This is a genomic window from Xanthobacter wiegelii (genome assembly GCF_043193855.2).
Taxonomy (GTDB): Bacteria; Pseudomonadota; Alphaproteobacteria; order Rhizobiales; family Xanthobacteraceae; genus Xanthobacter; species Xanthobacter flavus_A.
In genome coordinates this window covers 4,811,669-4,838,147 of record NZ_CM195529.1, presented here as the reverse complement: position 1 = coordinate 4,838,147, position 26,479 = coordinate 4,811,669, and the positions used below count along the sequence as shown (strand labels likewise).

General features: G+C 68.6%; 29 protein-coding genes. 23 read left to right on the top strand and 6 right to left on the bottom strand.

The window, feature by feature from the left end; genetic code table 11:
* Positions 1-29 precede the first annotated feature (29 nt).
* The 5 genes from V5F63_RS22600 to motA are packed head-to-tail and all read right to left on the bottom strand — an operon-like array spanning position 30 to position 3,546.
* Positions 30-1,052, bottom strand: coding sequence for a flagellar motor switch protein FliG (locus tag V5F63_RS22600; RefSeq protein ID WP_209485957.1), 1,023 nt, complete (start codon positions 1,050-1,052; stop codon positions 30-32).
* 7 nt (positions 1,053-1,059) lie between these two features.
* The gene (gene fliN / locus V5F63_RS22595; protein WP_209490001.1) at positions 1,060-1,386 is read right to left on the bottom strand and encodes a flagellar motor switch protein FliN; all 327 of its coding nucleotides are present in this window, start codon (positions 1,384-1,386) and stop codon (positions 1,060-1,062) included.
* Positions 1,387-1,439: 53 nt separating this feature from the next.
* Positions 1,440-1,727, bottom strand: a complete 288-nt coding sequence (locus tag V5F63_RS22590; protein WP_209485956.1) for a hypothetical protein — start codon at positions 1,725-1,727, stop codon at positions 1,440-1,442.
* Positions 1,708-2,655: a flagellar motor switch protein FliM gene (locus V5F63_RS22585; RefSeq protein WP_209485954.1), complete on the bottom strand. Its 948-nt coding sequence runs from the start codon at positions 2,653-2,655 to the stop codon at positions 1,708-1,710. The genes V5F63_RS22590 and V5F63_RS22585 overlap by 20 nt, the downstream gene beginning before the upstream one ends.
* 3 nt (positions 2,656-2,658) lie before the next feature.
* The gene (gene motA / locus V5F63_RS22580) at positions 2,659-3,546 is read right to left on the bottom strand and encodes a flagellar motor stator protein MotA (protein ID WP_209485952.1); all 888 of its coding nucleotides are present in this window, start codon (positions 3,544-3,546) and stop codon (positions 2,659-2,661) included.
* A 433-nt stretch (positions 3,547-3,979) separates the two neighbouring features.
* Here motA and V5F63_RS22575 point away from each other — a divergent pair, with 433 nt between their 5' ends.
* From V5F63_RS22575 to V5F63_RS22465, 23 genes are all read left to right on the top strand, one after another.
* Positions 3,980-4,744, top strand: a complete 765-nt coding sequence (locus tag V5F63_RS22575) for a DUF1217 domain-containing protein (protein WP_209485950.1) — start codon at positions 3,980-3,982, stop codon at positions 4,742-4,744.
* Between the two features lies 1 nt (position 4,745).
* Positions 4,746-5,468: a flagellar basal-body rod protein FlgF gene (gene flgF, locus V5F63_RS22570; protein WP_394028906.1), complete on the top strand. Its 723-nt coding sequence runs from the start codon at positions 4,746-4,748 to the stop codon at positions 5,466-5,468.
* Positions 5,465-6,802 carry a flagellar protein export ATPase FliI gene (gene fliI, locus V5F63_RS22565; protein ID WP_394101032.1) on the top strand — a complete coding sequence of 446 codons (1,338 nt, stop codon included), beginning with the start codon at positions 5,465-5,467 and terminating at the stop codon, positions 6,800-6,802. Before flgF ends, fliI begins: the two co-directional genes overlap by 4 nt.
* A 120-nt stretch (positions 6,803-6,922) precedes the next feature.
* Positions 6,923-8,179 (top strand): flagellar hook protein FlgE, encoded by a 1,257-nt coding sequence (locus V5F63_RS22560; protein WP_209485939.1) that lies wholly within the window; start codon positions 6,923-6,925, stop codon positions 8,177-8,179.
* A 32-nt stretch (positions 8,180-8,211) separates the two neighbouring features.
* Positions 8,212-9,666 (top strand): flagellar hook-associated protein FlgK, encoded by a 1,455-nt coding sequence (gene flgK, locus V5F63_RS22555; RefSeq protein WP_394028905.1) that lies wholly within the window; start codon positions 8,212-8,214, stop codon positions 9,664-9,666.
* 3 nt (positions 9,667-9,669) lie between these two features.
* Entirely contained in the window at positions 9,670-10,719 is a 1,050-nt protein-coding gene (locus tag V5F63_RS22550; protein WP_394101033.1) for a flagellar hook-associated family protein, read from the top strand.
* 14 nt (positions 10,720-10,733) lie between these two features.
* Positions 10,734-11,081, top strand: a complete 348-nt coding sequence (flaF, locus tag V5F63_RS22545; protein WP_394101034.1) for a flagellar biosynthesis regulator FlaF — start codon at positions 10,734-10,736, stop codon at positions 11,079-11,081.
* Positions 11,078-11,491, top strand: a complete 414-nt coding sequence (gene flbT, locus V5F63_RS22540; protein WP_245327258.1) for a flagellar biosynthesis repressor FlbT — start codon at positions 11,078-11,080, stop codon at positions 11,489-11,491. The genes flaF and flbT overlap by 4 nt, the downstream gene beginning before the upstream one ends.
* 81 nt (positions 11,492-11,572) lie before the next feature.
* A complete protein-coding gene (gene flgD, locus V5F63_RS22535) occupies positions 11,573-11,980 on the top strand; it encodes a flagellar hook assembly protein FlgD (RefSeq protein ID WP_209485932.1) in 408 nt (135 codons plus the stop codon).
* 2 nt (positions 11,981-11,982) lie between these two features.
* Positions 11,983-12,249, top strand: a complete 267-nt coding sequence (gene fliQ / locus V5F63_RS22530) for a flagellar biosynthesis protein FliQ (RefSeq protein ID WP_024276890.1) — start codon at positions 11,983-11,985, stop codon at positions 12,247-12,249.
* Between the two features lie 26 nt (positions 12,250-12,275).
* Positions 12,276-14,360 (top strand): flagellar biosynthesis protein FlhA, encoded by a 2,085-nt coding sequence (flhA, locus tag V5F63_RS22525; RefSeq protein ID WP_209485930.1) that lies wholly within the window; start codon positions 12,276-12,278, stop codon positions 14,358-14,360.
* Positions 14,357-15,127: a flagellar biosynthetic protein FliR gene (locus V5F63_RS22520; RefSeq protein ID WP_394028902.1), complete on the top strand. Its 771-nt coding sequence runs from the start codon at positions 14,357-14,359 to the stop codon at positions 15,125-15,127. The genes flhA and V5F63_RS22520 overlap by 4 nt, the downstream gene beginning before the upstream one ends.
* A 2-nt stretch (positions 15,128-15,129) precedes the next feature.
* On the top strand, positions 15,130-15,531 hold the full coding sequence (locus V5F63_RS22515) for a hypothetical protein (protein ID WP_209485926.1): 402 nt from the start codon (positions 15,130-15,132) through the stop codon (positions 15,529-15,531).
* 50 nt (positions 15,532-15,581) lie between these two features.
* Positions 15,582-16,181 (top strand): rod-binding protein, encoded by a 600-nt coding sequence (locus V5F63_RS22510; protein WP_209485924.1) that lies wholly within the window; start codon positions 15,582-15,584, stop codon positions 16,179-16,181.
* The gene (locus tag V5F63_RS22505) at positions 16,178-16,573 is read left to right on the top strand and encodes a hypothetical protein (RefSeq protein ID WP_209485922.1); all 396 of its coding nucleotides are present in this window, start codon (positions 16,178-16,180) and stop codon (positions 16,571-16,573) included. The genes V5F63_RS22510 and V5F63_RS22505 overlap by 4 nt, the downstream gene beginning before the upstream one ends.
* The gene (locus V5F63_RS22500; protein ID WP_209485920.1) at positions 16,570-17,127 is read left to right on the top strand and encodes a hypothetical protein; all 558 of its coding nucleotides are present in this window, start codon (positions 16,570-16,572) and stop codon (positions 17,125-17,127) included. The genes V5F63_RS22505 and V5F63_RS22500 overlap by 4 nt, the downstream gene beginning before the upstream one ends.
* 75 nt (positions 17,128-17,202) lie before the next feature.
* Entirely contained in the window at positions 17,203-19,893 is a 2,691-nt protein-coding gene (locus tag V5F63_RS22495; protein WP_209485917.1) for a hybrid sensor histidine kinase/response regulator, read from the top strand.
* Positions 19,890-20,399 carry a chemotaxis protein CheW gene (locus tag V5F63_RS22490; RefSeq protein WP_209485908.1) on the top strand — a complete coding sequence of 170 codons (510 nt, stop codon included), beginning with the start codon at positions 19,890-19,892 and terminating at the stop codon, positions 20,397-20,399. Before V5F63_RS22495 ends, V5F63_RS22490 begins: the two co-directional genes overlap by 4 nt.
* The gene (locus V5F63_RS22485; protein ID WP_029555998.1) at positions 20,400-20,777 is read left to right on the top strand and encodes a response regulator; all 378 of its coding nucleotides are present in this window, start codon (positions 20,400-20,402) and stop codon (positions 20,775-20,777) included.
* Positions 20,777-21,919 carry a protein-glutamate methylesterase/protein-glutamine glutaminase gene (locus tag V5F63_RS22480; RefSeq protein WP_245327257.1) on the top strand — a complete coding sequence of 381 codons (1,143 nt, stop codon included), beginning with the start codon at positions 20,777-20,779 and terminating at the stop codon, positions 21,917-21,919. Before V5F63_RS22485 ends, V5F63_RS22480 begins: the two co-directional genes overlap by 1 nt.
* Positions 21,916-22,761 carry a CheR family methyltransferase gene (locus V5F63_RS22475; protein ID WP_209485906.1) on the top strand — a complete coding sequence of 282 codons (846 nt, stop codon included), beginning with the start codon at positions 21,916-21,918 and terminating at the stop codon, positions 22,759-22,761. The genes V5F63_RS22480 and V5F63_RS22475 overlap by 4 nt, the downstream gene beginning before the upstream one ends.
* A gap of 317 nt (positions 22,762-23,078) precedes the next feature.
* A complete protein-coding gene (locus V5F63_RS22470) occupies positions 23,079-23,750 on the top strand; it encodes a response regulator transcription factor (RefSeq protein WP_209485904.1) in 672 nt (223 codons plus the stop codon).
* A 122-nt stretch (positions 23,751-23,872) separates the two neighbouring features.
* The gene (locus tag V5F63_RS22465; protein ID WP_394101035.1) at positions 23,873-25,549 is read left to right on the top strand and encodes a methyl-accepting chemotaxis protein; all 1,677 of its coding nucleotides are present in this window, start codon (positions 23,873-23,875) and stop codon (positions 25,547-25,549) included.
* Positions 25,550-25,617: 68 nt separating this feature from the next.
* Here V5F63_RS22465 and V5F63_RS22460 read toward each other — a convergent pair whose 3' ends face one another.
* Complete coding sequence (locus V5F63_RS22460; RefSeq protein WP_209485900.1) at positions 25,618-26,433, bottom strand: response regulator; 816 nt, start codon at positions 26,431-26,433, stop codon at positions 25,618-25,620.
* Positions 26,434-26,479 lie beyond the last annotated feature (46 nt).

Here is a 26,479-nt window from a genome sequence, read left to right as displayed (position 1 = left end):
TCAAAAGGCCGGGCAGAGGGGCGCGGGTCTCAGCGCACATAGGCGTCCTCCTCCGTGCCGGAGGCGATCTCGATCTCGCCGCGCCCGGCCATGTCGAGGGCGAGGTCGGTGACGGTGCGGCGCGCCTCCATGACATCCTTGGCGGGCGCCGGCTCGCTGCCGGCCATCTCCTGCTCCACCATGCGGCGCACGCGGGCGCCGAGCGATTGCAGGATGATCTCGCGGAAGTCGGGATCGGTGCCCTTCAGCGCCAGCACCAGCTTGTCGGTGGGCACCTGGTCGAACAGCGATGTGCGGGCGCGGGGCGTCAGCTTCACGATGTCGTCGAAGGTGAAGAGCAGGCCCTTCAGGATCTCCGCCGATTTCGGGCGCGTGTTGGCGAGGCTCGCGAGCACCGTCTCCATGGCGTCGCGGTCCATCTTGTTGATGATGTCGGCCATGCGCGCGTGCGGGTCGGCGCCGGCGTTGCGCGAGAAGTTCATCATGAAGTCCTCGTGCACCTGCCGCTCGATGACCTGCATGGTGGCGTCCACGATGGGCTTGAAGGTGAGCATGCGGCGCAGGATGCCGTTGCGCTTCTCCTCGGGAATGAAGCTCAGCACCTTGGCGGCGCAGGCGGGCTTCACCTTGGAGAGCATCAGCGCGGCGGTCTGCGGGTGCTCCTTCGCGACGTAGGCCGCGAGCACGTTCTCGTTGACGGTGGAGATGCGATCCCAGATGGACTGGTTCGCCGCGCCCATGATGTCGTTCATGATGTCGGCGATCTGCTCGGCCGGCAGCACGCCCTGCAGCAGCCGCTCCACGTCGGCGACCGTGCCCACGAGGTTCGCCCCGCCGGCGAAATTGCTGGCGAAGTCCTCGACGAGGGTCTCGATCTGCGCGGTGGTGACCGGCTTCAGCGCCGCGATGGAGCGCGTGATGAGGCGGATCTCGTCCGCCTCGAAATGCTTCATCACCCGGTTGGCCGTGGGCGCGCCCATGGCCATCAGCAGCGCCGCCACGCGGTCGATGCCCTGGAGGGGACGCGGCTTCGCCGCGCTCGCAGCCGCCATGGCCGCCTCAGCCGGCGTCGGCGTCGTTGGGGCCGACGATCTCGGTGAGGGAGACGCCGAAGCGGGAATTGTCGTCCTCCACCACCATCACCTCGCCACGGGCGATGACGCGGCCGTTCACCACCACGTCCACCGGCTCGCCGACGCGATGATCGAGGGGCACCACGGTGCCGCGATTGAGCTTCAGCAGGCTCGACACCGGCATGGAGGCGGAGCCGAGCACCACCTGCAGCAGCACCGGGATGCGCTTGACGGTCTCAAGCCCCGCGCCGGAGCCGAGCGTCTCGCCCCCCTTGGCGAGCAGCGCCTCGTCGAGGGCGCTGGAGGGGGTCATGGTTTCGATGTCGGGAGCGGCCATGGCTTTGATCCGGAAGTGCGAGAAACGATTCAGCGGTCGCTGAGTTCGGGGGCGCGCCGCGCGTCGATCTCGGCGATGAGGTCGTGGGCGGTGTCGATGCGGCCGGCGAGCATCACCAGCACCTCGCGGCCGTCGCGGCCGAAGGTGTCGAGCGCGTCGCGGGCGCAGACGAGGGCGGCGGAGGCTTCCGCCAGCGCCCGCCCGTAATCGGCGTTCAGCCGGTCCACCGCCTTGAGCCGGCGGTTGAGCAAAGCGACGGCGGCGGTGGTGACGACCAGCGCCGCGAGCAGGAGGAGATCAGCGGGGAAGGATGTCATCGAGAAAGTCCTGATGCTGGTTGATCTGCTCGTCGAGGCGCACCACGTAGCCGCCGTCGGACTGGCCGAGGTGGCACCAGAACAGCGGCTGGGCGGCGCTCTCCAGCTTCACCCGGCTCGCCGGGGTGGCGGCGAGCTTGAGGATCTGGCCCACCTTGAGGGCGGCGATGTCGCCGAGCGTCACCTCGTGCTCGTCGAGCACGGCGCGCAGCTCCACCTCGGTGCGGTTCACCTCGTCGCGGATCTTCTGCGCCCATTTCGGGTCGCGCCCGCCGGTCTCCGCCTGGCTGGTGCTGGAGAGCGCGCGGCGCAGCGGGGTGAGGGCCGACTGGGGGATGGTGACGAACATCTCGCCGCCGCGGTTCAGCGCCTGCAGCAGGAATTTCGCGGTCACCGCCAGATTGTTGCGCCGGCCGATGACGGCGAAGTCCATGCGGGTTTCCTGCCGCTCGAACTGGAAGGTGGTGTCGCTGACCAGGGCGAAGGCGGCTTTCAGCGCCTTCGTCATCTGCTCGAACAGGAGCTGCGCCACCCGCCCCTCGATGTTGGAGAAGGAGCGCTCGTCCTCCACCGGCGGCTCCGAGCCGTCGGCGCCGAACAGCACCTCGATCATGGTGAAGATGAAGTCGCGGTCAAAGCCGACGATGAGCTGGCTGTCCCAGGACGGCGCGTTGAAGATGCCGGCGATGGCCATGCCCTCGTAGGCTTCCAGCACGTCGCCGATGCGCCCGCTCTCCACGCTGGAGAGCGAGTAATAGGCCTGCGAGGCGGCGACCTGCCGCAGCCCGTCGGCGCAGAAGGTGGCCATGCGGTCGAACAGCACATGCAGCATGGGCAGCCGGTCCAGCGAGAGGCCGGCGGCATCGAGCAGCATGTCGCGGATGTCGTGGTGCTTGGATGCGGATTTGGCGGCGGACTTGGCGTTCATGGCTCAGGCCGCCTGCTGCACGGCGCCGCTGGAGGAGGGCGCGGCCTGGATGGCCTCGCTCTCCACCTCGTCGATGGTCGGGCGCTCGCCGGCCGAGATGGTCTTGCGGCCATGCTCCAGCGCGATGGGTGGCAGCGCGCCGTTCATGAAGGCGATGAGCGTCTGCTTGGTGATGATGAAGGGCTGGCACTGCTTCTCGCGCGTGCTCTTCACCTTGGCGGCGAGGGGCGAGACGATGGCGTAGGACGCATAGATGCCGACGAAGGTGCCAATGAGCGCCGAGGCGATGTAGTGGCCGAGGATTTCCGGCGACTGGTCGATGGCGCCCATGGCCTTGACGATGCCGAGCACCGCCGCGCAGATGCCCAGCGCCGGCAGCGCCTCCGCCACCGTGCCGAGGGCTCCGGCCGCCTTGGTCTTGTGCTTCTTGATGGTGGAGATCTCCTGCTCCATCAGCGCCTCGATCTCGTGCGACTTGGCGTTGCCGATGAGGATGAGGCGGGCGTAGTCGCAGATGTACTGCGTCAGTTCCTTGTCCTTGAGCAGGCTCGGGAAATGGCCGAACAGCGGCGAACTGGCCGGATCGTCGATATGCGCCTCGATCTCGTTGCGTGGCTTCTGCCGCATGTCCCGCATCAGCGCGTAGAGCAGGCTCAGCAAAGCGAGGAAATCCTTGCGCTTCGGCGCCGTGCCCTTCAACGCCTGCATGATGCCCGAGCCCGTGTCCTTGATGACGGACAGCGGGTTGGCGATGATGAAGGTGGAAAAGGCGATGCCGCCGATGATGACATATTCAAACGGCTGCCACACCACTTCCGGGTGTCCGCCCATGGCCATGAAGCCACCAAAGGTAGCGGCCAACCCCAATATAATTCCGATGATGACGGCCACGGCTTCCCCCGTTCTGTCCGGTGTCCGGTGGTAGGGGGCGAGGATTGTGCGAGGCTGTGCTGTGTCGAGCTTGGCAATGTGCCCGGTTTCACTCCATAATCATCGCCAAAATGGAGCGGATTCTTCTGCCATCCATGGGTTGTGCGTGCTACACAACTCGCGTCTTGGCTCGCAGGCCTTTCTGGTTGCACGTTCGGCCGATGCGAAGCCTTCGATATCCCGTGCCAAGCCCTGACCGGCACGGGGTGGCCGGACCGGGGGGTGTCAGAGATGACGTCTTCCGGTCCGCGCTGGGCTGATCCGGGACAAATCCCCCAGAAAAATCCCCACAGATTGAAGCCCTTGCGCCCGCAAGGCTGGCGCAAGGCAGCGCGGGCGAGATGGGGGCGCGTCGGCGGGCCGCCGCGCGCCCCTGCTCCCCGCGGATGCCGATATGGACAGCACGCTCCTCACCTACCGCCAGCTGACGCGCGACATGACGCGCTCCTTGTCCGCCAAGGCGGCCGAGAAGCCGGTGGCGCTCGAATCCGCCTACTATCTCAAGCATATCGGCAAGGTGACGGGCATCGAGGGTTTCCTCAAGGATACCCGGCTCTTCACCTATGCCATGAAGGCGTTCGGCCTGGAGGACATGGCCTATGCCAAGGGCTACATGCGCAAGGTGCTGAAGGAAGGCGTCACCGATCCCAAGAGCTTCGCCAACAAGCTCAACGACGACCGCTTCAAGGCTTTCGCGAAGGTCTTCGATTTCCAGGGCCTCGGCGCCGCCGCCACCCGCTTGCCCGACGCCGGGCAGAAGGTGGTGGACCGCTATGTGCGCCAGGCGCTGGAGGTGGACCAAGGCACCAGCAACGAGGGCGTGCAGCTCGCGCTCTACTTCCAGCGCCAGGCGCCCACTGTGAAATCGGTCTATGGCCTGCTCGCCGATCCCGCGCTGTGGAAGGTCACGAAGACCATCTTCGACTTCCCCGATGCCATGGCGGCCGCGCCCATCGAGAAGCAGGCCAAGGCGGTGAAGGCCCAGATGAACATCGCGGATCTCAAGGAGCCGGCGAAGCTCGACGCGCTGCTGCGCCGCTTCAGCGCGAAATGGGACGTGGCGCAGACCATGAGCGCGACGCCGGTGCTGGACCTGTTCTCGGCCCGCACCTCCAGCGCGGCCTCATTCTCCATCCTCAACCTGAAATACGGAGGCTGAGATGGGCTCGGGTCTCTACGTCTCGCTCTCGGCGCAATTCGCCGCCGACAAGCGCCTCGCCACCATCGCCAACAATGTCGCCAACCTGAACACCGCCGGCTACCGCGCGGAAGAGGTGCGGTTCGAGTCGTTGGTCTCCAAGGCGGGCGGGCAGGACGTGTCGTTTACCTCCACGGGCGAGACCTACACCTCGCGCAAGTCCGGCCCCATCAACCCCACCGGCAACCCGCTGGACATTGCGGTGGAGGGCCAGGGCTGGTTCGCGGTACGCGACGGCGCGACCACCGCCTATACCCGCGACGGGCGCATGAGCATGAGCCCGGAGGGCGAGTTGCGCACCCTCTCCGGCCGTCCCATCCTCGATGCATCCGGTGCGCCGGTGGTCATCGATCCCACCGGCGGCACGGTGCGCATCGGCACCGATGGCTCCATCTCCCAGAACCGCCGCCCCATCGGCCGCGTCGGCCTGTACCTGATCCCGGACGACGCCAAGCTCACCCGCCGCGACGGTGCGCTGGTGGTGCCGGACAAGCCCGGCGCGCTGGTGCAGGACTACACCCGCAACGTGGTGCGGCAGGGCTTTGTGGAAGGCGCGAACGTGGATGCCGTCACCGAGATGACGCGCCTCATCGCCTTGCAGCGCGCCTTCGAGATGGCCGCCTCCGCCGTGTCGCAGACCGAGGATGCCACCTCACAGACCATCCGCGAGCTTGGTCCGGGATGACCGCGCCGCCGACCAACGCGCTCCAGCGCCTGCGCCAGGCCGTCGAAAGCGGGCTGGAGGACAATCCCCTCGTCCGCGTGGGCGGCATCGTTCGCGAGGTGGCGCCGACCCATCTGCGGGTCTCCGGCCTCTCCAGCTTCGTCACTTTGGGCGAGCGCGTGGGCTTTGAGCAGGCCTCCGGCACCAGCATCGGCGAGGTGGTGCGCATCGATGGCGCGGGCGCGGTGGTGAAGCCGTTCGACGAGCGGGTGGCGGTGGGCATCGGCACGCCGGCCTTCCGCATCGGCCCCCTCGCGCTCAGTCCCGACCGCTCCTGGAAGGGCCGCGTGATCGACGCCCTCGGCCGTCCCCTCGACCGCGCGGAACCCCTCGCCCACGGCCCGCGCCGCATGCCGCTCGACGCCGAGCCGCCGCCCGCCATGGCGCGCGGGCGGGTGCACCGGCCCCTCGTCACCGGCGTGCGCGCGGTGGATATCTTCACGCCCCTCTGCGAGGGCCAGCGCATCGGCATCTTCGCCGGTTCGGGCGTGGGCAAGTCCACGCTGCTCTCCATGTTCGCCCGGTCGGCCGGATTCGACACGGTGGTGGTGGCGCTGGTGGGCGAGCGCGGGCGCGAGGTGCGCGAGTTCCTCGAAGGCCCGCTCGCCGCCAGCCGCGACCGCGCGGTGGTCATCGTCTCCACCTCCGACCAGAGCCCCATGATGCGCCGCCTCGCCCCGCAGGCGGCGCTGGCGGTGGCCGAGTATTTCCGGGATGCCGGCGAGAGCGTGCTGCTCATCGTCGATTCCGTCACCCGTTACGCGCATGCGGCCCGCGACGTGGCGCTGGCGGCGGGCGAGCCGGCGGTGGCGCGGGGCTATGCGCCGAGCGTTTTCTCCACGCTGCCGAAGCTGCTGGAACGGGCCGGTCCGGGCCTGGAAGGGGAGGGGACCATCACCGGCATCTTCTCCGTGCTGGTGGATGGCGACGACCACAACGATCCCGTCGCCGACGCCATCCGCGGCACCCTCGACGGACACATCGTGCTCGACCGCGCCATCGCCGATCAGGGGCGCTTTCCGGCCGTCAATTTGCTCGGCTCCATCTCGCGCCTCGCGGGGGAGGTGTGGAGCGAGCCGGAGCGCGATCTGGTGCGGCGGCTCAAGGCCATGATCGCCCGCTTCGAGGACACAAGCGACCTGCGCCTCATGGGCGGTTACCAGCCCGGTGCCGACGGCGAGCTGGACCAGGCGGTCGCCATCGTGCCGCGCATCTACGACGCCCTGCGGCAGGACCCCGGCGCCCCGCCCAGCCTCGCCGCCTTCTCCGACCTCGCCGCCGCACTGAAGGCCTGAGCGGCTGACTCCAGCCCCGCGCAAGCCATCCGCCCTCAGATGCGGCGAAGACACTGGCGCAGGCTCCGCCCCCCGGGCGGGCGGCGCGCCCCATATCCAGACCGCGACGAGGACGAAGCCATGAGCCTTTACGGAATGCTGCGCACCAGCGTGTCGGGGATGACCGCGCAATCCAACCTGCTCGGCACGGTCTCCGACAACATCGCCAATGCCGGCACCACGGGCTACAAGCGCGCCGACACGGAATTCTCCTCCCTGCTGCTGGAGACCGGCGGCACGGAATATCAGTCCGGCTCGGTCAACACGGATGTGCGCTATGCCATCACCCAGCAGGGGGCGCTGGACTACACCTCCTCCTCCACCGATCTCGCCATTCAGGGCGGGGGCTTCTTCCTCGTCAACGACCCGTCGGGGCAGACCCAGCTGACCCGCGCCGGCTCGTTCCAGGTGGACGCGAGCACCGGCAACCTCGTGAACAGCGCCGGCCTCACCCTGATGGGCTACGACGTCTCCAAGGGTGATCCCAGCGTGGTGCTGAACGGCACGGCCGGCCTCGTGCCCATCAATCTGCAGAACACCAAGCTCGCGGCGACGCCCTCCACCGAGGGCACGTTTGCGGCGAACCTGCCGTCCAATGCCCCGGTCGCCACCGCCCCCGTCGCCGGCGCCAATGTGGCGGGCGCGAGCTTCACCGAGAAGTCCTCGCTGGTGGCCTACGACAATCTCGGCAATGCGGTGACGCTGGATCTCTATCTCACCAAGACGGCGGCGAACCCGGATACGTGGCAGCTCGCGGTCTATGACCAGGCGGGCGCGCCCGCCACCGGCACCTTCCCCTATGCCTCCGGCCCGCTGTCCACCCAGACCCTGACCTTCGACGCCAGCGGCAAGCTCGCTTCCGGCGACAGCATCTCGTTGGCTGTGCCGAACGGGGCGACGCTGACCCTCGATCTCTCCGGCATGTCGCAGCTGGCGGCGCCCTACACGCCGTTTACCGCCAGCGTGAACGGCAATGCCCCGAGCGCCATTTCCGACTTCTCCATCGCCAAGGACGGCACGGTCTACGCCACCGATGCCAATGGCCGGAAATCCGCCATCTACCGCATCCCGCTGGCCACGGTGGCAAGCCCCGACCGGCTGGAGCCGCTCACCGGCAACGCCTACAGCACCACGCTGGAATCCGGCGCCATCCAGGTCGGCTTTCCCAACGAGGGCGGGGCCGGCACGCTGCTGTCGGGCGCCACCGAGCAGTCCAACGTGGACATGGCCTCCGAGCTGACCCGCATGATCGTGGCGCAGCGCGACTACACCGCCAATTCCAAGGTGTTCCAGACCGGCACCGAGCTGCTCGACGTGCTGATGAACCTGAAGCGCTGATCTGACGGCGCCGCCGCGCGCACGGGTGCATCATGAGCCTTTCCCTCGCCTTCAACACGGCGCAATCCTCGCTCACCGCCAATGCGGCGAAGATCGCTTTGTCCAGCCGCAACGTGGCGGGGGCGGGCGAGGCCTCGGCCTCGCGCAAGATCGCCGTCACCACCACGGCGGCGGACGGATCGGTGCGGGTGGTCTCCATCACCCGCGCCACCGGCAGCGCCCTGTTCGACCGGATGCTCGGCGCCACCTCCGACAGCGCCGCGCAGCAGGCCCTCGCCGATGGCCTCGGCCGCCTCGCCCAGACGGTGGGCGACCCGCAGGACCCGACCTCCCCCGTCGCCCGCCTCGGCACGCTGAAGGATGCGCTGGCCCGCGCCGCCGACACGCCGGACGACATGACCCTCGCCCAGGCGGCGGTGACGGCGGCGCAGGATGTCGCTGCCACCCTCAACACGGCAACCGACACCGTGCAGCAGGTGCGCACCGATGCGGATGCGGCGATCGCCAACTCGGTCGCCAACGTCAACGACCTGCTCCACCAGTTCGAGGCGGAGAACAGCGCCATCGTGAAGGGCTCCGCCGCCGGCGCCGACATGACCGATGCGCTGGACCGGCGGGATTCCATCCTCGCCAAACTCTCCGAGGAGATCGGCATCTCCACGGTGACGCGGGCCAACAACGATATCGTCATCTACACCGAGGGTGGCGCGACCCTGTTCGAGACCACCGCCCGCTCCGTTGGCTTCACCCCGTCCCATACGCTCGATGCCAAGACGCAGGGTGGCAGCGTGTTCGTGGACGGTGTGTCGGTGACGGGACGCGATGCCACCATGCCGGTGCGCACCGGCCGCATCGCCGGCCTCACCCAATTGCGCGACGAAGCCGCCTCCACCTACCAGACGCAGCTGGATGAACTCGCGCGCGGCCTCACCGACGCCTTCCAGGAGACCGACGGCGCGGGCAACACCCGCGCCGGCCTGTTCGTGCCGGCGTCCGGCAGCGCCGCCGTGCCCGGCGCCGTGTCGCCCGGCCTTGCCGGGACGCTGGCGGTGAACGCGGCGGTGGATGTGGCGCAGGGTGGCGATATCCGCCTGCTGCGCGACGGCGGAATGAACGGCGCGGCCTTCGCCGCCAACACCACCGGCGCGGCGAGCTTCGCCGGACGGCTGAAGGCGCTCTCCGCCGCGCTCGACGCCCCGCGCGCCTATGACGGGGCGGCGCAGCTCTCCGACAACCAGAGCCTCGTCTCCTTCGGCACCGCCTCGGTGAGCTGGCTGCAAGGCGCGCGCAAGGCGGCGGACACGCGGCTCGATTCCGAAAAGACCGTGCTGGCGCAGGCCTCCAACGCGCTCTCCGCTGCCACCGGCGTGAACCTCGACGACGAATACGCCAGCCAGCTCGAACTGGAGCGCGGATATCAGGCCACCTCCAAGCTCATGGGCGTGGTGAACCAGCTCTACGACAGCCTCTTCCGGATGATCGGCTAAGCCATGCGCAGCACCTACATCTCCACCCTCGCCTGGACCTCCCCGTCCCGCGCGGCGCTGCCGAAGCTGCAATCGGACATCTCGAAGGCCACCACCGAGATCGCCACCGGGCGGCAGGCGGACTTGGGCCTCACGCTGGGCGTCGCCACGGGGGAGAGCGTGGCGCTGCATCTGGCGCGCGGCGCGATCCTGTCGCAGAAGCAGGGCAATGCGCTGGCCGCGAGCGTCCTCGGCAACAGCCAGGTGGCGCTCTCGCAGATCTCGGACGATGCCAACCAGTTCCTGAAGGACATCCTTGCCGGGCAGGCGGGCAATTCATCCGGCGCCATCCTCGCGGATCAGGCGAAATCGGCGCTCGAGGCCTTCACCGCGCACCTGAACGCCACCGACGGGCAGCGCTATCTGTTCGCCGGCATCAACAGCGCCGAGCCCCCGATGGCGGATTACGCGACCGGCCCCAAGGCGGCGGTGGATGCGGCCTTCGCCAGCGCCTTCGGCCTCGATCCCGCGAACCCGCAGGCGGACCCGAAGGTGGCGGACATCTCGGCCGCCGATATGTCGTCCTTTCTCGACGGCGCGTTCGCGGACCTGTTCGCCGATCCCGCCTGGGGCGCCACCTGGTCCAGCGCGTCGGACGAGGCGCTGACCAGCCAGATTTCCGACACCGCGCGCGTGCCCGTCACCACCACCGCCAACACGACAGCCATGCGCAACCTTGCCATGGCATTCACCATGGTGTCGGAGCTGGGCACGGCGAACCTCTCCGAGGCCACCCGCAAGGTGATGCTGGACAAGGCCGCGACCGTCGCCGGCTCGGCCGTGAGCGGGGTGGTTTCGCTGTCCGCGCAGCTTGGGGTGTCCCAGACCCGCGTCGATGCGGCGGACGAGGCCCTCGCCCGGGTGTCCGATCTCGTCGACCGGAGGATCAACGTCCTCGAAGGGGTCGATCCCGCCGAGGCGAAGACCCGCCTCGACACCCTGACGACCCAGTTGCAGATGTCCTACGCGACCACCGCCAAGGTGATGCAGCTGAGCATCCTGAACTACATCTGACATGAGGGTGCGTGATGTATCGTTTTTCCTACGCGGAAATCCTCGACGAATCCGCGACGCTCAACCGCGAGCGTGAACGCCTCGCCCTCGACAAGGCGGTGGAGCTGCTCACGCTCGCCGCGAATGCGGAGCCGGGCTCGCGCGAAGTGATGGCGGCGGTGGCCTATCTCCAGAAGCTCTGGGGCTTCTTCATCGCCGACCTCGCCGACGCGAACAACGAGCTGCCGCGCGAGCTGCGCGCGTCCCTCGCCTCCCTCGGCCTCGGCGTGATCCAGGAATGCGACCGGCTGATCTCCGGCACCGGAGGCAGCATCGGCCTGCTCATTGATATCAATACTGCGATCCGGGATGGCCTGAAATGACGAAATCCATGCACATCTCCCTCAAGGCTGGCGAAAAGCTGTTCCTGAACGGCGCGGTCTTTCAGGCGGACCGCAAGGTGACGCTGGAGTTGCTCAATGACGCGACCTTCCTGCTGGAAAGCCACGTCATGCAGCCGGAAGACACCACCACGCCGCTGCGCCAGCTCTACTTCGTCGCGCAGTCGCTGCTGGTGGACCCGGCCAATGCGGATGCCGCCCGCCGGCTGTTCTTCCGCCATCTGGCCGCGCTGATGACCACCTTCTCCAACCCCGCGATCCTGTTGAACCTCGACGCGGTGGGCCGGCTCGTCAGCGAGGGCCGGGCCTTCGAGGCGCTGAAGGCGCTCCGGGGCATGTTCCCGCAGGAAGAGGTGGTTCTCGCCTGCACCCAGCCGCACCGCGCCGCATGAGGGATTTCGCGAAGTCGGCCTCGCGCAATCCTCGCGGGTGAGAAGGGCGGCAGGACGCGGCGTGAGGAAGGAGACAGCAGCATGACCCAGGTCCAGAGCGTCGCCCCGGCGGCCGGCGCCGCCGCAAACGGCAAGACGGCCTCGGCCGGCAAGGCGAACAGCATCGACTACAACGCCTTCCTCCAGCTCCTGGTGGCGCAGCTGCAGAACCAGGATCCGACCCAGCCCATGGATTCCACCGCCTACATGTCGCAGCTCGCTTCGTTCTCTCAAGTCGAGCAGCAGGTGGCGAGCAATTCCAAGCTGGAATCGCTGCTGGCCGCCAGTGCCTTGCAGACCGCCAACCTCGCGCTCGGCCATACCGTGACCTCCGCCGACGGCAGCATCAGCGGCAAGGTCACCTCGGTGGAGATCACCAGCGACGGGCCGCTGGCGCAGCTCTCGAACGGCAAGAGTTTGCTCATCGGCCCCGGCGTGACGGTGAGCTGACGATGAACGAGGCGGATGCGCTCGGCATCGTCCATTCGGCCATCTGGACCATCCTCGTCGCCGCCGGACCGGCGGTGGCCGCGGCCATGCTCATCGGCATCCTCGTCGCCCTGTTCCAGGCGCTGACGCAGATCCAGGAAGTGACCCTCACCTTCGTGCCGAAGATCGTCGCGGTGCTGGTGGTGGCGGCGGTGACGGGTTCCTTCATGGGGGCCCAGATCATGGCCTTCACCGAGGAAATCTACGGTCGCATCTCCAGCGGCTTCTGACACCGCCTTTTCGAGGAGCCTGACGCATGTCCGACATCACGGCGCGCGCGCCGGCAGCGCAGGGCTCGCGCCGCGACATCGGCTTCGCCCTGGGCATGGTGGCGATTCTCGCCATCCTGTTCCTGCCCATCCCGCCCACGCTCATCGACATCGGCCTCGCGCTCTCCATCGCGCTCTCGGTGCTGATCCTGATGGTGGCGCTGTGGATCGACAAGCCGCTGGAATTCTCCGCCTTTCCCACCGTCCTCCTCATCGCGACGCTGCTGCGCCTCGGCCTCGGCGTGGCGACGACGCGCCTCATCCTCGCCCACGGCTCCGAGGGGGTGAGCGCGGCCGGGCACATCATCCACGGCTTCTCGCAGCTCGTCATGAGCGGCGATTTCGTCATCGGCATCGTGGTGTTCCTGATCCTGGTGACGGTGAACTTCCTGGTCATCACCAAGGGCGCGACCCGCATCGCGGAGGTGGGCGCGCGCTTCACGCTCGATGCCATCCCCGGCAAGCAGATGGCCATCGACGCCGATCTCAACGCCGGCCTCATCGACGACAAGGAGGCGCAGCGCCGCCGCGCCGAGCTGGAGGAGGAGAGCGCCTTCTTCGGCTCGATGGACGGCGCCTCCAAATTCGTGCGCGGCGAGGCGGTGGCGAGCCTCATCATTATCGCGGTGAACATTTTCGGCGGCATCATCATCGGCGTCACGCGGCACAAGATGCCCATCGCCGACGCCGCCGACATCTTCACCCGCCTCTCCGTGGGCGACGGCCTCGTGTCGCAGATCCCGGCCCTCGTCGTCTCCCTCTCCGCCGGCCTGCTCGTCTCCAAGGGCGGCACGCGGGGGCGGGCGGAAAAGGCGGTACTGGGCCAGCTCGGCGCCTATCCGCGGGCGCTGTTCGTGGCGGCCGGCCTGCTCTTCGCCCTCGCGCTGGTGCCCGGCCTGCCGTTCCTGCCCTTCGCGCTCATCGGCGGCATGATGGCCTTCGTCGGCTGGTCGGTGCCGCGCCAGCTCGCCAAACAGAAGGCGGATGCCGACGCGCGCGAGGCCGATGCGAAGCAGCTGGCGGACCGCGAGGCGCGGGAGTCCGTCAAGGAGCAGCTGAAGACCGCCGAGATCGAGGTGTGCGTCGGCAAGCAACTGGCGACGCAGGTGCTGCGCACGCCCTCCGAGCTCGGCAACCGGCTCGGCAAGATGCGGCGCAAGTTCGCCCTGCGCTACGGCTTCGTGGTGCCGGACATCCGCATGTCGGAGAGCCTCGCCGCGCCGGCCAAGGGCTACCAGATCAAGATGCACGGCACGGTCTTGGCGGCGCAGGAGATGCGCATCGGCGAACTGCTCGTGGTGGTGGGCGACGGCGCGCCGCCGGACGTGCCGGGCGACGAGGCGCGCGAGCCGGCGTTCGGCATGAAGGCCATGTGGATTCCGGAGGCCTACGCCACCGAGGTGAAGCGCGAGGGCTTCGCGCCGGTGGACAATCTCACCGTCATCCTGACCCACCTCTCCGAGGCCATCGCCAACAACCTGCCGCAACTCTTGTCCTACAAGAGCATGCGGGCGCTGATCGACCGGCTCGACCCCGAATACAAGCGCCTCGTGGAGGACATCTGCCCGGCGCAGATTTCCTATTCCGGCCTGCAGGCGGTGCTGAAGCTGTTGCTGGCGGAGCGCGTCTCCATCCGCAACCTGCATCTCATCCTGGAGGCGGTCGCGGAGATCGTCCCCCACGCGCGGCGCTCCGAGCAGGTGGCCGAGCATGTGCGCATGCGCATGGCGCAGCAGATCTGCGGCGATCTCGCCGAGGGCGGCGTCTTGAACGTGCTGCGCCTCGGCAGCCGCTGGGACCTCGCCTTCCACCAGAGCCTCAAGCGCGACGCCAAGGGCGAGGTGATCGAGTTCGACATCGACCCGCGCCTCGTGGAGCAGTTCGGCACGGAAGCGGCGACCGCCGTGCGCGAGCGCATGAAGGCGGGCGCGCCCTTCGTGCTCGTCACCGCGCCGGATGCGCGGCCCTATGTGCGGATGATCGTGGAGCGCATGTTCCCCTCGCTGCCCGTGCTCTCCCATGTGGAGATCGCGCGCGGGGTGGAGATCAAGGCGCTGGGCGCCATCTCGTGACCTCCGGCGCCGTGAGCCTGCTCGCGCGCGAGGCGGTGCTCGCCGCCTTCCTCGTCTTCTGCCGGGTGGGCGGCGCGCTGATGCTGATGCCGGGCATCGGCGGCCGGCACATTCCCATGCGCGTCAAGGTGTTCCTGGCGCTCTCCCTCTCCTTCGCTTTCCTGCCGCTGGTGCTGGACCAGGTGGCGCCGCGGGTGCGGACGGCGGGTTCGGGAGATTTCGTCTTCATGATTGCCGGCGAGCTTCTCACCGGCCTCCTCATCGGGCTTCTGGCGCGGCTCTATGTGACGGGGCTGCAGTTCGCCACCAGCTTCATCGCCCAGGCGGTTGGGGTCTCGCCCATGCCGGGCGTATCGGTGGAGGAGGACGAGCAATTGCCCATCCTCGCCACCCTCATCGTCTTCGCCGCCACCGCCCTCATCTTCGTCGCCGACCTGCATCTGGAGCTGGTGAAGGGGCTGGTGGACAGCTTTTCACGCGTGCCGCCGGGCAGCCTGCTCGCCGTGCGGCCGGCGCTGGTCGATCTCGTGGACCAGATGACGGCGGTGTTCCTGGTGGCGGTGCGGCTCTGCGGCCCGTTCATCCTCTATTCGGTGATGGTGAATTTCGCGGTGGGCCTCATCAACAAGTTCACGCCGCAGGTGCCGGTCTATTTCGTGGCGACACCCTTCGTCACGGCGGGCGGGTTGCTTCTGCTCTACGTGAGCGTGGAGCCGCTGCTCTCGGCCTTCCTCGTCGCCTTCTCGCAATGGCTGAGGGTGGGCTGAGCATGGAGAAGGCGCGCCACAGGAAGGCCGAGCGCCTCGTCGCCGTCCAGCGGCAGTTGAAGCGCGCCGCCGAGACCCGCCATGCGGACGCGGTGCGGGAGGGCGTGCGGCTCGACGGCGAGACGGCGGACCTTCTTGCCGCCCTCGATGACGGGCATTTCGCGCCTTTGATGCTGGAGAACGTGGCGCGCCGGCTGGAGCGGGTCGCCCTCGCCCGCCAGCAGGCCCTTGCCGCCGAGGCGACGGCCGCCGATCAGGTGAAGGCGGAAAGCTTCACCCTGAAGCGCGCCGAGCGCCATGCGGAGGCGACCGGCCGCCTCGCCCGCGCCGAGGATGAGCGCGCGGCCACCGACGCCATCGCCGAGGCGAGCCTCATCTCCAGCGGGCGTGCAAGCCTCGCATAAGCATGGCGGGGCAGGGTGGCTTCCGAACCGTTTTCGATGGAATCCGCGCCATGGGCATCTCCCCGCCGTCCGACCTCGTCTTCGACGTGATGCAGGCCGCAGACGCCGCCCGCGCACGGCAGGTGATGGGCAAGCTTCAGGCCCTCACCCCCGCGCCCGACGGCGCCTTCCGCACCGAGCTGGATACGGTGGCCGAGGCGAAGGCCACCGCGCGGACTGAAAAACTGGCTGCGCGCGGAGACAAGGATGCCGCGGCCGCCGCCGCGGCGCTGATCCCGCCCGGCGTCGCCTTTTCCGGCGCCAGCCTCACGGGGCTGAAGAACGCCCATGCCCTCGGCCCCCACCATGCGGGCGGCGGCACCGGCGCCGCGCCGCTGGCCGGCACGCCGAACGCCGCTACCCCGGGGGCGGCCTCGCTCCAGAAGTTCGAGGCCATGGTGCTCTCCCAGTTCCTCGACACCATGATGCCGGCGAAGGGCGCGACCTCGAAATCCTCCATGTTCGGCTCCGGCACCGCCGGCGACACGTGGAAGTCGCTGCTCACCCAGAAGGTGGGCGAGGAGGCGGCCCGCGCTGGCGGCATCGGCCTCGCCGCGCGCCTCGGCACGTCGTCGGCCGTCTTCGCGCGGGCGAAGGGAGGCGCGGCATGAGCTTGGATCTCGACGCGCCGAGCCGGCCCCCTGCGGTCGCCACCCTCATCAGCGCCCTCGACCGGCTGGAAGAGATTATCGATCTGGAGAATGCCGCGTTCGAGGCGCGCGGCGCCCTTGACCTCGTGGAGATCAACCGGCGCAAGAGCCGCGCCTTGCTGGAACTGAGCCGCGTCATGCGCGGGCTGCCGGACCGGCTCGATGCCGCCACGGCCGCGCGGCTCGCGCGGCTGAAGGCGAAGCTCGATCGCAACCTCTATGTCATCGCCCTGCGCATCGCCGCCGCGCGCGAGGTGGGCGCCATCCTCGACCGGGCGCTCGCCGAGGCGGAATCGGACGGCACCTATTCGGCGCATTCCGCCCATGCGGCGCGCGCGGGGGCCGGGGCATGATCCGCTTCGTCATCATCGGCGTGTGGGCCTGCCTCGTGGGGCTCGGCTCCAGCTATGCGGCGGCCTGGTATGCGGCGGGCACGCCGCGCAAGAGCGAGGAGCCCTATCTCGCCGGCCTCGAATATCGCCGCCTGCCCGCCGTCACGGTGCCCATGATCGTGGACGGCAAATTGCAGGGCTACGTGCTGGCGAAGTTCGTCATCACCGCCGATGCCGCCGAACTGCGCAGGCTCCCCCTGGAGCCCACCGTCTTCGCGGTGAATGCCGCCTTCAGCGAGATCTATGTGAACGGCCGCATCGAGAGCGGCAAGATCACCAAGTATAATCTTCCCGAGATGCTCGGCCGCATCAAGACGAGCACCAACACCTATCTCAAGGGTGAGGTGATCCGCGAGGTACTCGTGGATTCGCTCAACTATATCGACAAGACGGATATGCGCTCCGGCGTCGGCGTCAATGTCGCCAGCGCCCCGGGCGAGAAGCCGGCGGGCAAATCCGGTGACAAATCCGGCGGCCACGGCGAGGCCGATGCCAAGCCGAAGGGCGGGCACTGAGCATGCGCCCCCTCATCCTCGCAGACTTCTCCCACCTTGTAAGCGGCCGCGCCGCACCGCCCCGGAGCCAGGATCATGGATGATCTCTTGCGCGAGTTCCTGACCGAGACCAGCGAGAGCCTCGACGTCGCCGACGTGGAGCTCGTGAAGTTCGAGCAGGACCCGAACAACGCGCAGATTCTCAACAACATCTTCCGCCTGGTGCACACCATCAAGGGCACCTGCGGCTTCATCGGCCTGCCGCGCCTCGCGGCCCTCGCCCACGCGGCCGAGACGCTGATGGACCGCTTCCGGGAGGGCCGTCCCGTCACCACCGAGGCGGTCGGGCTGGTGCTGTCCACCATCGACCGCATCAAGCTCCTGCTCCAGCATGTGGAGGAGAGCGAGGGCGCCGAGCCCGAGGGCGAGGACCGCGACCTCATCGCGCTGCTCGAAGCCATGGCGGAGGCCGTGGACGCGCCCGTCGCATCTCCCCCGCCACCTCCGCCGCCGGCCCAGCCGGTGCAGACGCTGGAGCGCCCGCTGCTGCCCGGAGAGCTTTCGCTGGACGAGCTGGACCGCATCTTCCGCGAGACCAAGGTGGAGCCCCCCGCCGCCGCGCCCGCTCCGGCCTCGGCTCCGGCCCCCGCGCCGGTGGCCAAGAGCCCGCCCCCGGCGGAGGCGGCCCAAAGTGCCCCCCAAGGCGCCCCGTCCGCCGGCGATGGCCACGGCGTCGCCGCCCAGTCCATCCGCGTCAACGTGGGGGTGCTGGAGCAATTGATGACCATGGTCTCCGAGCTGGTGCTGACCCGCAACCAGCTGATGGAGATCGCCCGCCGCCACGACGAGCCGGAATACAAGGTCTCCCTGCAGCGCCTGTCCAACGTGACGGGCGAACTGCAGGAGGCGGTCATGCGCACGCGCATGCAACCCATCGGCAATGCCTGGCAGAAGCTGCCCCGCATCGTGCGCGACCTCGCGCAGGAGCTGGGCAAGCAGATCGAGCTGGAGCAGGTGGGCGCCGACACGGAGCTGGACCGGCAGGTGCTGGACCAGATCAAGGACCCGCTCACCCACATGGTCCGCAACTCCGCCGACCATGGGCTGGAAATGCCCGAGCAGCGCCGCGCCGCCGGCAAGTCCGAGCGCGGCCTCATCCGCCTGTCCGCCTATCACGAGGGCGGCCACGTCATCGTCGAGATTTCCGACGACGGCCGCGGGCTGGACGTGGCGCGCATCAAGCAGAAGGCGCTGGAGAACGGTCTCGCCACCGAGGCGGAGCTGGCGAAGATGCCGGACGCGCAGGTGTTCCGCTTCATCTTCCATGCCGGCCTCTCCACCGCCAGCAAGGTCACCAGCGTCTCCGGCCGCGGCGTCGGCATGGATGTGGTGCGCTCGAACCTGGAATCCATCGGCGGCACGGTGGACGTGCGGTCGCGGCCGGGCGAGGGCTCCACCTTCGTCATCAAGATCCCGCTCACCCTCGCCATCGTCCCGGCCCTCATCGTGCGCGCCGCCGGCGAGCGCTTCGCCCTGCCGCAGAGCGCGGTGGAGGAACTGGTGCGGGTGCAGGCAGGCTCGGACCACGAGATCACCTGGCTCAACAATTCGCCGGTCCTCGCCCTGCGCGACCGCCTGCTGCCCATCGTCAGCCTCGGCGGCCTGCTCGGCCTCGCGCCGGAGGGCGACGGGCGCGAGGAGGCGCTGTGGGAGCGGGCGCTCATCGTGGTGATGAAGGTGGGCCACCAGACCTTTGGCGTGGTGGTGGAGGCGGTGTCCCACACCGAGGAGATCGTGGTGAAGCCCATGGCCTCGGCGCTGCGCCAGCTGCCCATGGTGTCGGGCAGCACCATCCTCGGTGACGGGCGGGTCATCATGATCCTCGATCCTTCCGGCCTCGCCCAGCATGCCGCGGCGCGCGGCGGTGCCGCCGAGGATGTCGGCCGGCACGGCGCCGGGCGTCAGGCGCGCGCCGCGCAGAAGCGCTCGTCGCTGCTGCTGTTCCGCGCCGGCTCCCGCGATCTCAAGGCGGTGCCCCTCGGCCTCGTCACCCGCATCGAGGAGCTGGAGGTGGCGCGCATCGAGCGGGTCAACGGCTACCCGGTGCTGCAGTATCGCGGCGCTCTCATCCCCGTGCTCTACGCCAACGAGGAGGTGCAGCGCGTGGCGCAGGGCACCCAGCCCATGCTGGTGTTCGCCGATGGCGTGCGCGTCATGGGCCTGGTGGTGGACGAGATCGTCGACATCGTGGAGGCCGAGCTCGACATGGAGCTGTCGCCCTCCAACATGCCGGAGGTGCTCGGCGCGGCCGTCCTGTCGGGGCAGGCCACCGAGATCCTCGACGTCGCCTTCTATACGCAGGTGGCCTTCGGCGAGCGCTTCCGCCATCTCGTCCGTCCGGCGGAGCGGCCGCGGCTGCTGCTGGTGGATGACAGCCCGTTCCACCGCGACCTGCTCGCGCCCATGCTCAACGGCAATGGCTACGAGGTCACGGCCTGCGCCTCCGCCGGCGAGGCACTGGCGCGGCTCGGCGAGGAAGATGGCTTCGACGCCATCGTCAGCGACGTGGACCTGCCGGGCATGGACGGCTTCGCCCTGGCCGCCGCCGTGCGCGGCGACCCGCGCATCCGCGCGGTGCCCATCATCGCGCTCGCCACCGCGCAGGACCGCGACGCGCTGGAGCGGGGCCGCGCCGTGGGCTTCACCGACTGCGTCGCCAAGTTCGACCGCCCCGGCCTCATCGCCGCGCTGAAGGAATTCACCGGCCGACAGGGAATTGCCGCATGAACGCCCACACACCCCTGACCCCCGACGCGGCCCAGTCCGCGCATGATGTGATCCAGTACGTGACGGTGCGCATCGGGCCGCAATTGTTCGGCCTGCCCATCGCGCTGGTGCACGAGGTGTTCGTGCCGGAGGCCATCACCCGCGTGCCGCTGGCCCCAGGCGAGATCGCCGGCGTGCTGAACCTGCGCGGCCGCATCGTCACCATGGTGGCCATGCGGCGCCTGCTGTCGCTGCCGGATGCCGAGGGCGCGCCCATGGCGGTGGGCATCGAGCACCATGGCGAGGCCTTCGGCCTCATCATCGACGACGTGGGCGAGGTGCTGTCCCTCGATGCCGCGCGTCGCGAACCGAACCCGGCCAACCTCGACCCGCGCTGGGCGCAGGTGGCCGCCGGCGTCCATCGCCTCTCCGGCGACCTGATGCTGATCCTCAACGTGGACCTGGTGCTTGAGCGGGCCGGCTCGGCCGTCGCCCGCCAGGATGCCGGCAAACGCGCGGAGCTTTGAATGAAGACCTGTCTTGTGGTGGACGACTCCAGCGTCGTCCGCAAGGTTGCCCGCGGCATCCTGGAAGATCTCGGCTTCTGCGTGGAGGAGGCGGCGGACGGCGCCCCGGCGCTGGAGATGTGCGCGCGGGCGATGCCCGACGCCATCCTGCTCGACTGGTCCATGCCGGTGACGGACGGCCTCGCCGTGCTGGAGCAGTTGCGCTCCACCGAGGCGGGACGGACGCCGAAGGTCATCTTCTGCACCGCCAAGAACGACATGGAGCATATCGCCCGCGCCGTCTCGCTCGGCGCGGATGAATACATCATGAAGCCGTTCGATTCCGAAATCCTGCGCGAGAAGCTCGAGGCCGTGGGTCTCCTGGACAGGGTGGACTGATGCCGCAACCTTCCTCCCCGCCGGCGACGGCAACGCCGGGCACCGCCATCCGCGTGATGGTGGTGGACGACAGCGTGTTCGTGCGCGGCATCATCGCCCGCTGGCTCTCGGACGACCCGGCCTTCGAGCTGGTCGGCACCTATTCCAACGGCAAGGCCGCCCTCGGCGATCTTGAGCGGGTGCAGCCCGACGTGGTCATCCTCGACCTCGAGATGCCGGAGATGGACGGCCTCACCGCTCTGCCGCTCATCCTCAAGCAGCGGCGCAACACGACGGTCATCGTCGCCTCGGCCCTCTCCCGCCGGGGCGCGGAGATCAGCCTCAAGGCGCTCACGCTGGGCGCCGCCGACTATCTGCCGAAGCCGGACGCCACCAAGGGCACGTTTGCCACCGACGACTTCAAGCGCGAGCTGATGGAGAAGGTGCGCAGCCTCGGCCTGAAGGTGCTGCGGCAGGCCGGCCGCGCGCCCGCCTTGCCGCCGCCCTCCCTGCAGCCGCAGGCGGCGGCCGCCAGCCTGCCAAGGGGACCGATCCGTTTGCGCCCCTATTCCGCGTCCGACATCTCGCTGATCGCCGTGGGCAGCTCCACGGGCGGGCCGCAGGCGCTCACCCGCCTGTTCGCCGTGCTCGGGCCCTATATCGAGCGCATCCCGGTGGTCATCACGCAGCACATGCCGGCAACCTTCACCGCGCTGCTGGCCGAGCACGTCAGCCGCGCCGCCGGCCGTCAGGCGGCCGAGGGGCAGGAGGGCGAGGCGCTGCGCGCCGGGCACATCTACATTGCCCCCGGCGGCAAGCACATGCTGCTGGAGCGCGACGGGCCGCGCACGCTCATCCGCCTCTCCGACGGACCGCCCGTGAATTTCTGCAAGCCGGCCGTGGACCCCATGTTCGACACGGTGGCGCAGATCTATCGCCGCAACGCCCTCGCGCTCGTGCTGACCGGCATGGGCAGCGACGGCGCGCGGGGCGCCGGCCTCATCGCCGACGCGGGCGGCAGCGTCATCGTGCAGGACGAGGAGACGAGCGTGGTCTGGGGCATGCCCGGTGCCACCGCCCATGCGGGGAACGCCAGCGAGGTGCTCCCGCTCCAGGCCATCGGACCCAAGGTCATCGCCATGCTTGCGAGGAGGCGCGGATGATCCGCCCCGCGGACTACGACTTCTTCGCCCGGTTCCTGAAAGACAGGTCGGGGCTTATCCTCACCGACGACAAGCATTATCTCCTCGAAAGCCGCCTCATCCCGCTGCTCAACCGCTTCGCCATCCCCGATTTCGCGCGGCTGGCGGAGATCTTGAAGAGCAACGAGGCGCCCATCATCGCGGAAGCGGTGGTTGAGGCGATGACCACGAACGAATCCCTGTTCTTCCGCGACAAGGTGCCGTTCGAGGACATGGCCCGCTCGCTGCTTCCGGCCTTGTGCGCGTCGCGGCTGAAGACCCACACGCTGCGCATCTGGTGCGCCGCCGCCTCCACGGGCCAGGAGCCCTATTCCATCGCGATGCTGCTGGCCGAGCGGCCCGAGCTGACCGGCGGGCGGCGGGTGCATATCCTCGGCACGGACATTTCCAGCGATGTGCTGGAGCGGGCCCGCGCCGGCCGCTACAATCAGTTCGAGGTGCAGCGCGGCCTCTCGGTGCAGCAGCTGCTCAAGTATTTCGTGAAGTCGGGCGACTGGTGGGAGGTCGTGCCGCAGCTGAAGTCCGTGGTGGAGTATCGCAAGTTCAACCTGCTCGACCCGTACACCGGGCTCGGTACGTTCGATCTCATCATGTGCCGCAACGTGCTGATCTATTTCGACGTGCCCACCAAGGCCGACATCCTCGCCCGCATGTCGCGCCAGCTCGCGCCGGATGGCTTCCTCCAGCTCGGCGGGGCGGAGACGGCCATCGGCATCTGCGATGCCTTCCGCCCGCTCCCCGATCATCGCGGCACCTACGTCCACACCCGCGCGCCGTCGACGATCGTCGCCGCCCGGCGCTAGCACGAGCTTTCGCCGGCCGCCGGCGCCCAGCCCGCGGCGGGGATCGTTCCGGATCGGAGCCAATCCGGAGCGAGAATGCCCTCAAAACTCCAGAGCCGGCGCCGCGGATGCAGAATCCGCCGCCGGCTTTCGTCTTTCGTAGGGGGCGAGGCCGCGACCACTCCGATCTGGCAATCAATTCGCTTCCAAACCCGTTCCTCTTCAGATTGCCCGTTCTGTGCCATCGTCCTAGGGATTTTGCGTCGCCTGACGCGAAATAAATCGTTAAGACATCGATGCCGGCGACACGAACCCTTTAAGACATGATGGAGGGAATCATGTACGTCGTCGTTGATGAGCGGGCCTCTGTTGCCGAAAGCTATGTTTCGGCGTTCTCCCGCGAGGGTTTTTCTTCGCAGGGTTTCACGGGTAGCGAATTCCGCGACTGGATCGAGACCACCTCGGACCAGGATCTCGGCGCGGTGGAAAGCTTCCTGATCGGGGAATCCGACGCGCGCATCACCTATCCCGACCTCATCCGCTCGCACAGCCCGGCGCCCATCATCGCGCTGGAGGATGTGAAGTCCCTGACCCAGACGCTGGAACTCTTCACCGCCGGCATCGACGACGTGGTGCGCAAGCCCGTCCATGTGCGCGAGATCGTGGCCCGCGCGGACGCGGTGTGGCGGCGGGTGCGTTCCGGCGACATCCAGATGCCGTCCGACGAGCGCCTGCGCGTGTTCTTCGACGGCCGCGACCCCGAGGTGGACGGCGCGCCCTTGGCCCTGCCGCGCCGCGAGCGGCACATCCTCGAATATCTGGTGAAGAACTCCAAGCGCCGGGTCACCAAGACCCAGATCTTCAACACCATCTACGGCATCTTCAACGAGGACGTGGACGAGAGCGTGGTCGAGGGCCACATGAGCAAGCTGCGCAAGAAGCTGCGCCTGCAGCTCGGCCGCGACGTGATCGATGCCCGCCGCTATCTCGGATACCAGTACGTCGGCTGACGGCGCGGGTAGTACTCTCGGTAGCGCAAGCTCCAATCCAGCTTGGGTGAGTATGAAAAGACGGATCTTTGTCTTTCAGTCCTGAGACAAGTTCAGAAATACCCGAAAAAGGGGAGACAAACATGCGTCTGACCGTCAAGAGTACATTGATCGGCCTCTACCTCGTCCTGGTCGCTCTGGCGGCAGGGCAGGGCGCGCTTGCCCTGAGCAAGCTCGCCCACATCAACCACAATGTCGACGAACTGGCGGAGAACTGGCTGCCGAGCGTGCGTGCGCTGGGCGAGGTCAAGTATGCAATGACCCGCGTCCGCGTCGCCGCCATGCGCACCCTGCTGGTCACCGAGCCCAAGGAGAGCGCGGCCCTGGCGGACCGCATGAGCCGCCTCATCGGGGAGACCGGCAAGGCGACGGGAGAGTATGAGAAGCTGATCTCCTCGCCGGAGGAGCGCTCGCTGTGGAACGACGTGTTGGTGCGCTGGGCGGAGTATGTCCAGGTGCAGGGCGAATTCTTGGGCAAGCACCGCGCCGGGCAGGAGGACGCCGCCATCGAGCTCGCCAACAAGAGCGTCGGTGTCTTCGATGCCGTCATGCTCAGCCTTGCGAAGAGTATCGGTATCAACAACAAGGGGGCGGCCGACGCCGAGACCCGCGCCGCCGAAGACTACGAAACCGCGCAATCGGTCCTGATCCTCGCCGTGGTCGCGCAGCTCGTGCTCGGTCTTGCGGCCGTTGCCTTCATCCTGTTCGGCATCACCCGCCCGCTCAACCGCGTCACTGATGCGATGGGCAAGATCGCCGGCGGCGCGCTGGATACGCAGGTGCCGAACCGCGAGACGAAGAACGAGATCGGCGACATCGCCCGCACCCTCGAGGTGTTCCGCGACGGCCTCGCCGAGACCGAGAACCTGCGCGCCGAGCAGAAGCGCAAGGAGGAGGAGATGGCGCAGCAGCTCATCGCCGAGCGCGCCAACATCGCCAACGCCTTCCAGAGCCGCATGGGCGCCCTCGCCGAGCGCTTCTCCGGCTCGTCCGGCGAGGTGGCCGACGCCGCCCGCAACCTCTCCGCCACGGCGGAGGAGACTTCCCGCCAGGCCCAGTCGGTGACGCTCGCCGCCGAGGGGGCCTCGGACAACGTGCAGACGGTCGCGGCTTCTGCCGAGGAGCTGTCCGCCTCCATCCGCGAGATGAGCGACCAGGTGTCGAACTCGGCGGTCATCGCCCGGTCGGCGGCGGATGAGGCCGAGCGCACCAACGACAACATCCGCCAGCTCTCCGAGGCGGCCCAGTCCATCGGGCAGGTGCTGAACCTCATCAAGGAGATTGCCGAGCAGACCAACCTCCTCGCCCTCAACGCCACCATCGAGGCGGCGCGGGCGGGCGATGCGGGCCGCGGCTTCGCGGTTGTCGCCTCCGAGGTGAAGGAACTCGCCGCCCAGACGGCGAAGGCCACCGACGAGATCTCCATGAAGATCGGCGAGATCCAGCACGCGACCTCCGCCACGGTGACCTCCATCCAGAGCATCGTGACCACCATCAACAACGTGCGTGACCTTACCGCCATCATCGCCGGTGCGGTGGAGGAGCAGCGGGCCGCCACCAGCGAGATCGCCGCCAACACCCACCGCGCCGCGCAGGGCGCCACCCAGGTGACGAACAACATGTCCGGCGTCGGCCAGGCCGCCGGCATGACCGGCTCCGCCGCGACCCAGCTCATGAGCCTCTCCTCGGCGCTATCCGAGCAGTCGCAGGATCTCCAGCGCGAGGTGACGAGCTTCGTCTCCACCCTGCGCGCTGCCTGATCCGCGCCGCACAAAGAAAGAGGGCCGGTGTCGCGAGACACCGGCCCTTTTCGTTTGCCTCGTCGCGTTCAGTCGAGCTTGATGCCGAAGCGATCGGCCTGCCGCTGCACGAAGGCCTCCATGCGGCCGCGCCCCTGCTCGGTCAGCACCACCAGGATGCGCCGGCGGTCGCGGCCGTCGGGCACGCGCTTCACCAGCCCCGCCTCCTCCAGATCATCGATGCGGCGCAGCGCCGTGGTGGTGGGCGCGCCGGAGGCGATGCACAGGCTGGTGACGGAGATGGGCCGGGCGCTCGCCTCCGCCACCGCGAGGTCGAGCATCATCTCCCACGCGGGATCGGAGAACAGGCCGGTCTGGAAGATGGCGTCCCGGTCGGCCCGGGCGGCGACGAGCGCCTTCATGTAATTGGGCCGGGCGATCGTGGCGGGCAGGTCGTCCTCGCCGTTCGCGTTCAGCGCCTCGTCCTCGACGATGGCGAGGGCGCGGTGGATGGCGTGCGCCACCTCCTCGGCGAGAAGCGGCTTCTGGAGGAAATCCACCGCCTGGAGGCGCAGCGCGCCCACGGCCCGGTCGAGGGAGGCGTGGCCGGTGATGACGATGGCGGCCATGGGATGCTTGCGGCGCCGCACCGAGAGCTTCTGCAGAAGCTCGATGCCGTCGATGCGCGGCATCTGGAGATCGGTCACGATCACTTTCAGGGGATCATTGCGCTGCACGAGGTCCAGCGCCTCCACCGCCGTGGTGGCGGTGAGCGAGGCAATGCCCAGCATCGAGAGGCCGTCGTGCAGCTCTTCCAGCACGTCGCGGTCGTCATCGACCAGAAGTACCTGCGGCTCGGCGGTCGCGGCCTCGGCCCATCCGCCCTTGGAGCTGTCGTTACGCATTCTTCAGCTTGGCGTCCTGGGGTTAGGTCGTGGGTTGGGTCCTCGG

Excerpts from the sequence above, each read along its gene's own strand:
- V5F63_RS22600 (WP_209485957.1), bottom strand. The coding sequence starts at position 1,052 with ATGGCGGCTGCGAGCGCGGCGAAGCCGCGTCCCCTCCAGGGCATCGAC.
- fliN (WP_209490001.1), bottom strand. The coding sequence starts at position 1,386 with ATGACCCCCTCCAGCGCCCTCGACGAGGCGCTGCTCGCCAAGGGGGGC.
- V5F63_RS22590 (WP_209485956.1), bottom strand. The coding sequence starts at position 1,727 with ATGACATCCTTCCCCGCTGATCTCCTCCTGCTCGCGGCGCTGGTCGTC.
- V5F63_RS22585 (WP_209485954.1), bottom strand. The coding sequence starts at position 2,655 with ATGAACGCCAAGTCCGCCGCCAAATCCGCATCCAAGCACCACGACATC.
- V5F63_RS22575 (WP_209485950.1), top strand. The coding sequence starts at position 3,980 with ATGGACAGCACGCTCCTCACCTACCGCCAGCTGACGCGCGACATGACG.
- flgF (WP_394028906.1), top strand. The coding sequence starts at position 4,746 with ATGGGCTCGGGTCTCTACGTCTCGCTCTCGGCGCAATTCGCCGCCGAC.
- fliI (WP_394101032.1), top strand. The coding sequence starts at position 5,465 with ATGACCGCGCCGCCGACCAACGCGCTCCAGCGCCTGCGCCAGGCCGTC.
- V5F63_RS22560 (WP_209485939.1), top strand. The coding sequence starts at position 6,923 with ATGAGCCTTTACGGAATGCTGCGCACCAGCGTGTCGGGGATGACCGCG.
- flgK (WP_394028905.1), top strand. The coding sequence starts at position 8,212 with ATGAGCCTTTCCCTCGCCTTCAACACGGCGCAATCCTCGCTCACCGCC.
- V5F63_RS22550 (WP_394101033.1), top strand. The coding sequence starts at position 9,670 with ATGCGCAGCACCTACATCTCCACCCTCGCCTGGACCTCCCCGTCCCGC.
- flaF (WP_394101034.1), top strand. The coding sequence starts at position 10,734 with ATGTATCGTTTTTCCTACGCGGAAATCCTCGACGAATCCGCGACGCTC.
- flbT (WP_245327258.1), top strand. The coding sequence starts at position 11,078 with ATGACGAAATCCATGCACATCTCCCTCAAGGCTGGCGAAAAGCTGTTC.
- flgD (WP_209485932.1), top strand. The coding sequence starts at position 11,573 with ATGACCCAGGTCCAGAGCGTCGCCCCGGCGGCCGGCGCCGCCGCAAAC.
- fliQ (WP_024276890.1), top strand. The coding sequence starts at position 11,983 with ATGAACGAGGCGGATGCGCTCGGCATCGTCCATTCGGCCATCTGGACC.
- flhA (WP_209485930.1), top strand. The coding sequence starts at position 12,276 with ATGTCCGACATCACGGCGCGCGCGCCGGCAGCGCAGGGCTCGCGCCGC.
- V5F63_RS22515 (WP_209485926.1), top strand. The coding sequence starts at position 15,130 with ATGGAGAAGGCGCGCCACAGGAAGGCCGAGCGCCTCGTCGCCGTCCAG.
- V5F63_RS22510 (WP_209485924.1), top strand. The coding sequence starts at position 15,582 with ATGGGCATCTCCCCGCCGTCCGACCTCGTCTTCGACGTGATGCAGGCC.
- V5F63_RS22505 (WP_209485922.1), top strand. The coding sequence starts at position 16,178 with ATGAGCTTGGATCTCGACGCGCCGAGCCGGCCCCCTGCGGTCGCCACC.
- V5F63_RS22500 (WP_209485920.1), top strand. The coding sequence starts at position 16,570 with ATGATCCGCTTCGTCATCATCGGCGTGTGGGCCTGCCTCGTGGGGCTC.
- V5F63_RS22495 (WP_209485917.1), top strand. The coding sequence starts at position 17,203 with ATGGATGATCTCTTGCGCGAGTTCCTGACCGAGACCAGCGAGAGCCTC.
- V5F63_RS22490 (WP_209485908.1), top strand. The coding sequence starts at position 19,890 with ATGAACGCCCACACACCCCTGACCCCCGACGCGGCCCAGTCCGCGCAT.
- V5F63_RS22485 (WP_029555998.1), top strand. The coding sequence starts at position 20,400 with ATGAAGACCTGTCTTGTGGTGGACGACTCCAGCGTCGTCCGCAAGGTT.
- V5F63_RS22480 (WP_245327257.1), top strand. The coding sequence starts at position 20,777 with ATGCCGCAACCTTCCTCCCCGCCGGCGACGGCAACGCCGGGCACCGCC.
- V5F63_RS22475 (WP_209485906.1), top strand. The coding sequence starts at position 21,916 with ATGATCCGCCCCGCGGACTACGACTTCTTCGCCCGGTTCCTGAAAGAC.
- V5F63_RS22470 (WP_209485904.1), top strand. The coding sequence starts at position 23,079 with ATGTACGTCGTCGTTGATGAGCGGGCCTCTGTTGCCGAAAGCTATGTT.
- V5F63_RS22465 (WP_394101035.1), top strand. The coding sequence starts at position 23,873 with ATGCGTCTGACCGTCAAGAGTACATTGATCGGCCTCTACCTCGTCCTG.
- V5F63_RS22460 (WP_209485900.1), bottom strand. The coding sequence starts at position 26,433 with ATGCGTAACGACAGCTCCAAGGGCGGATGGGCCGAGGCCGCGACCGCC.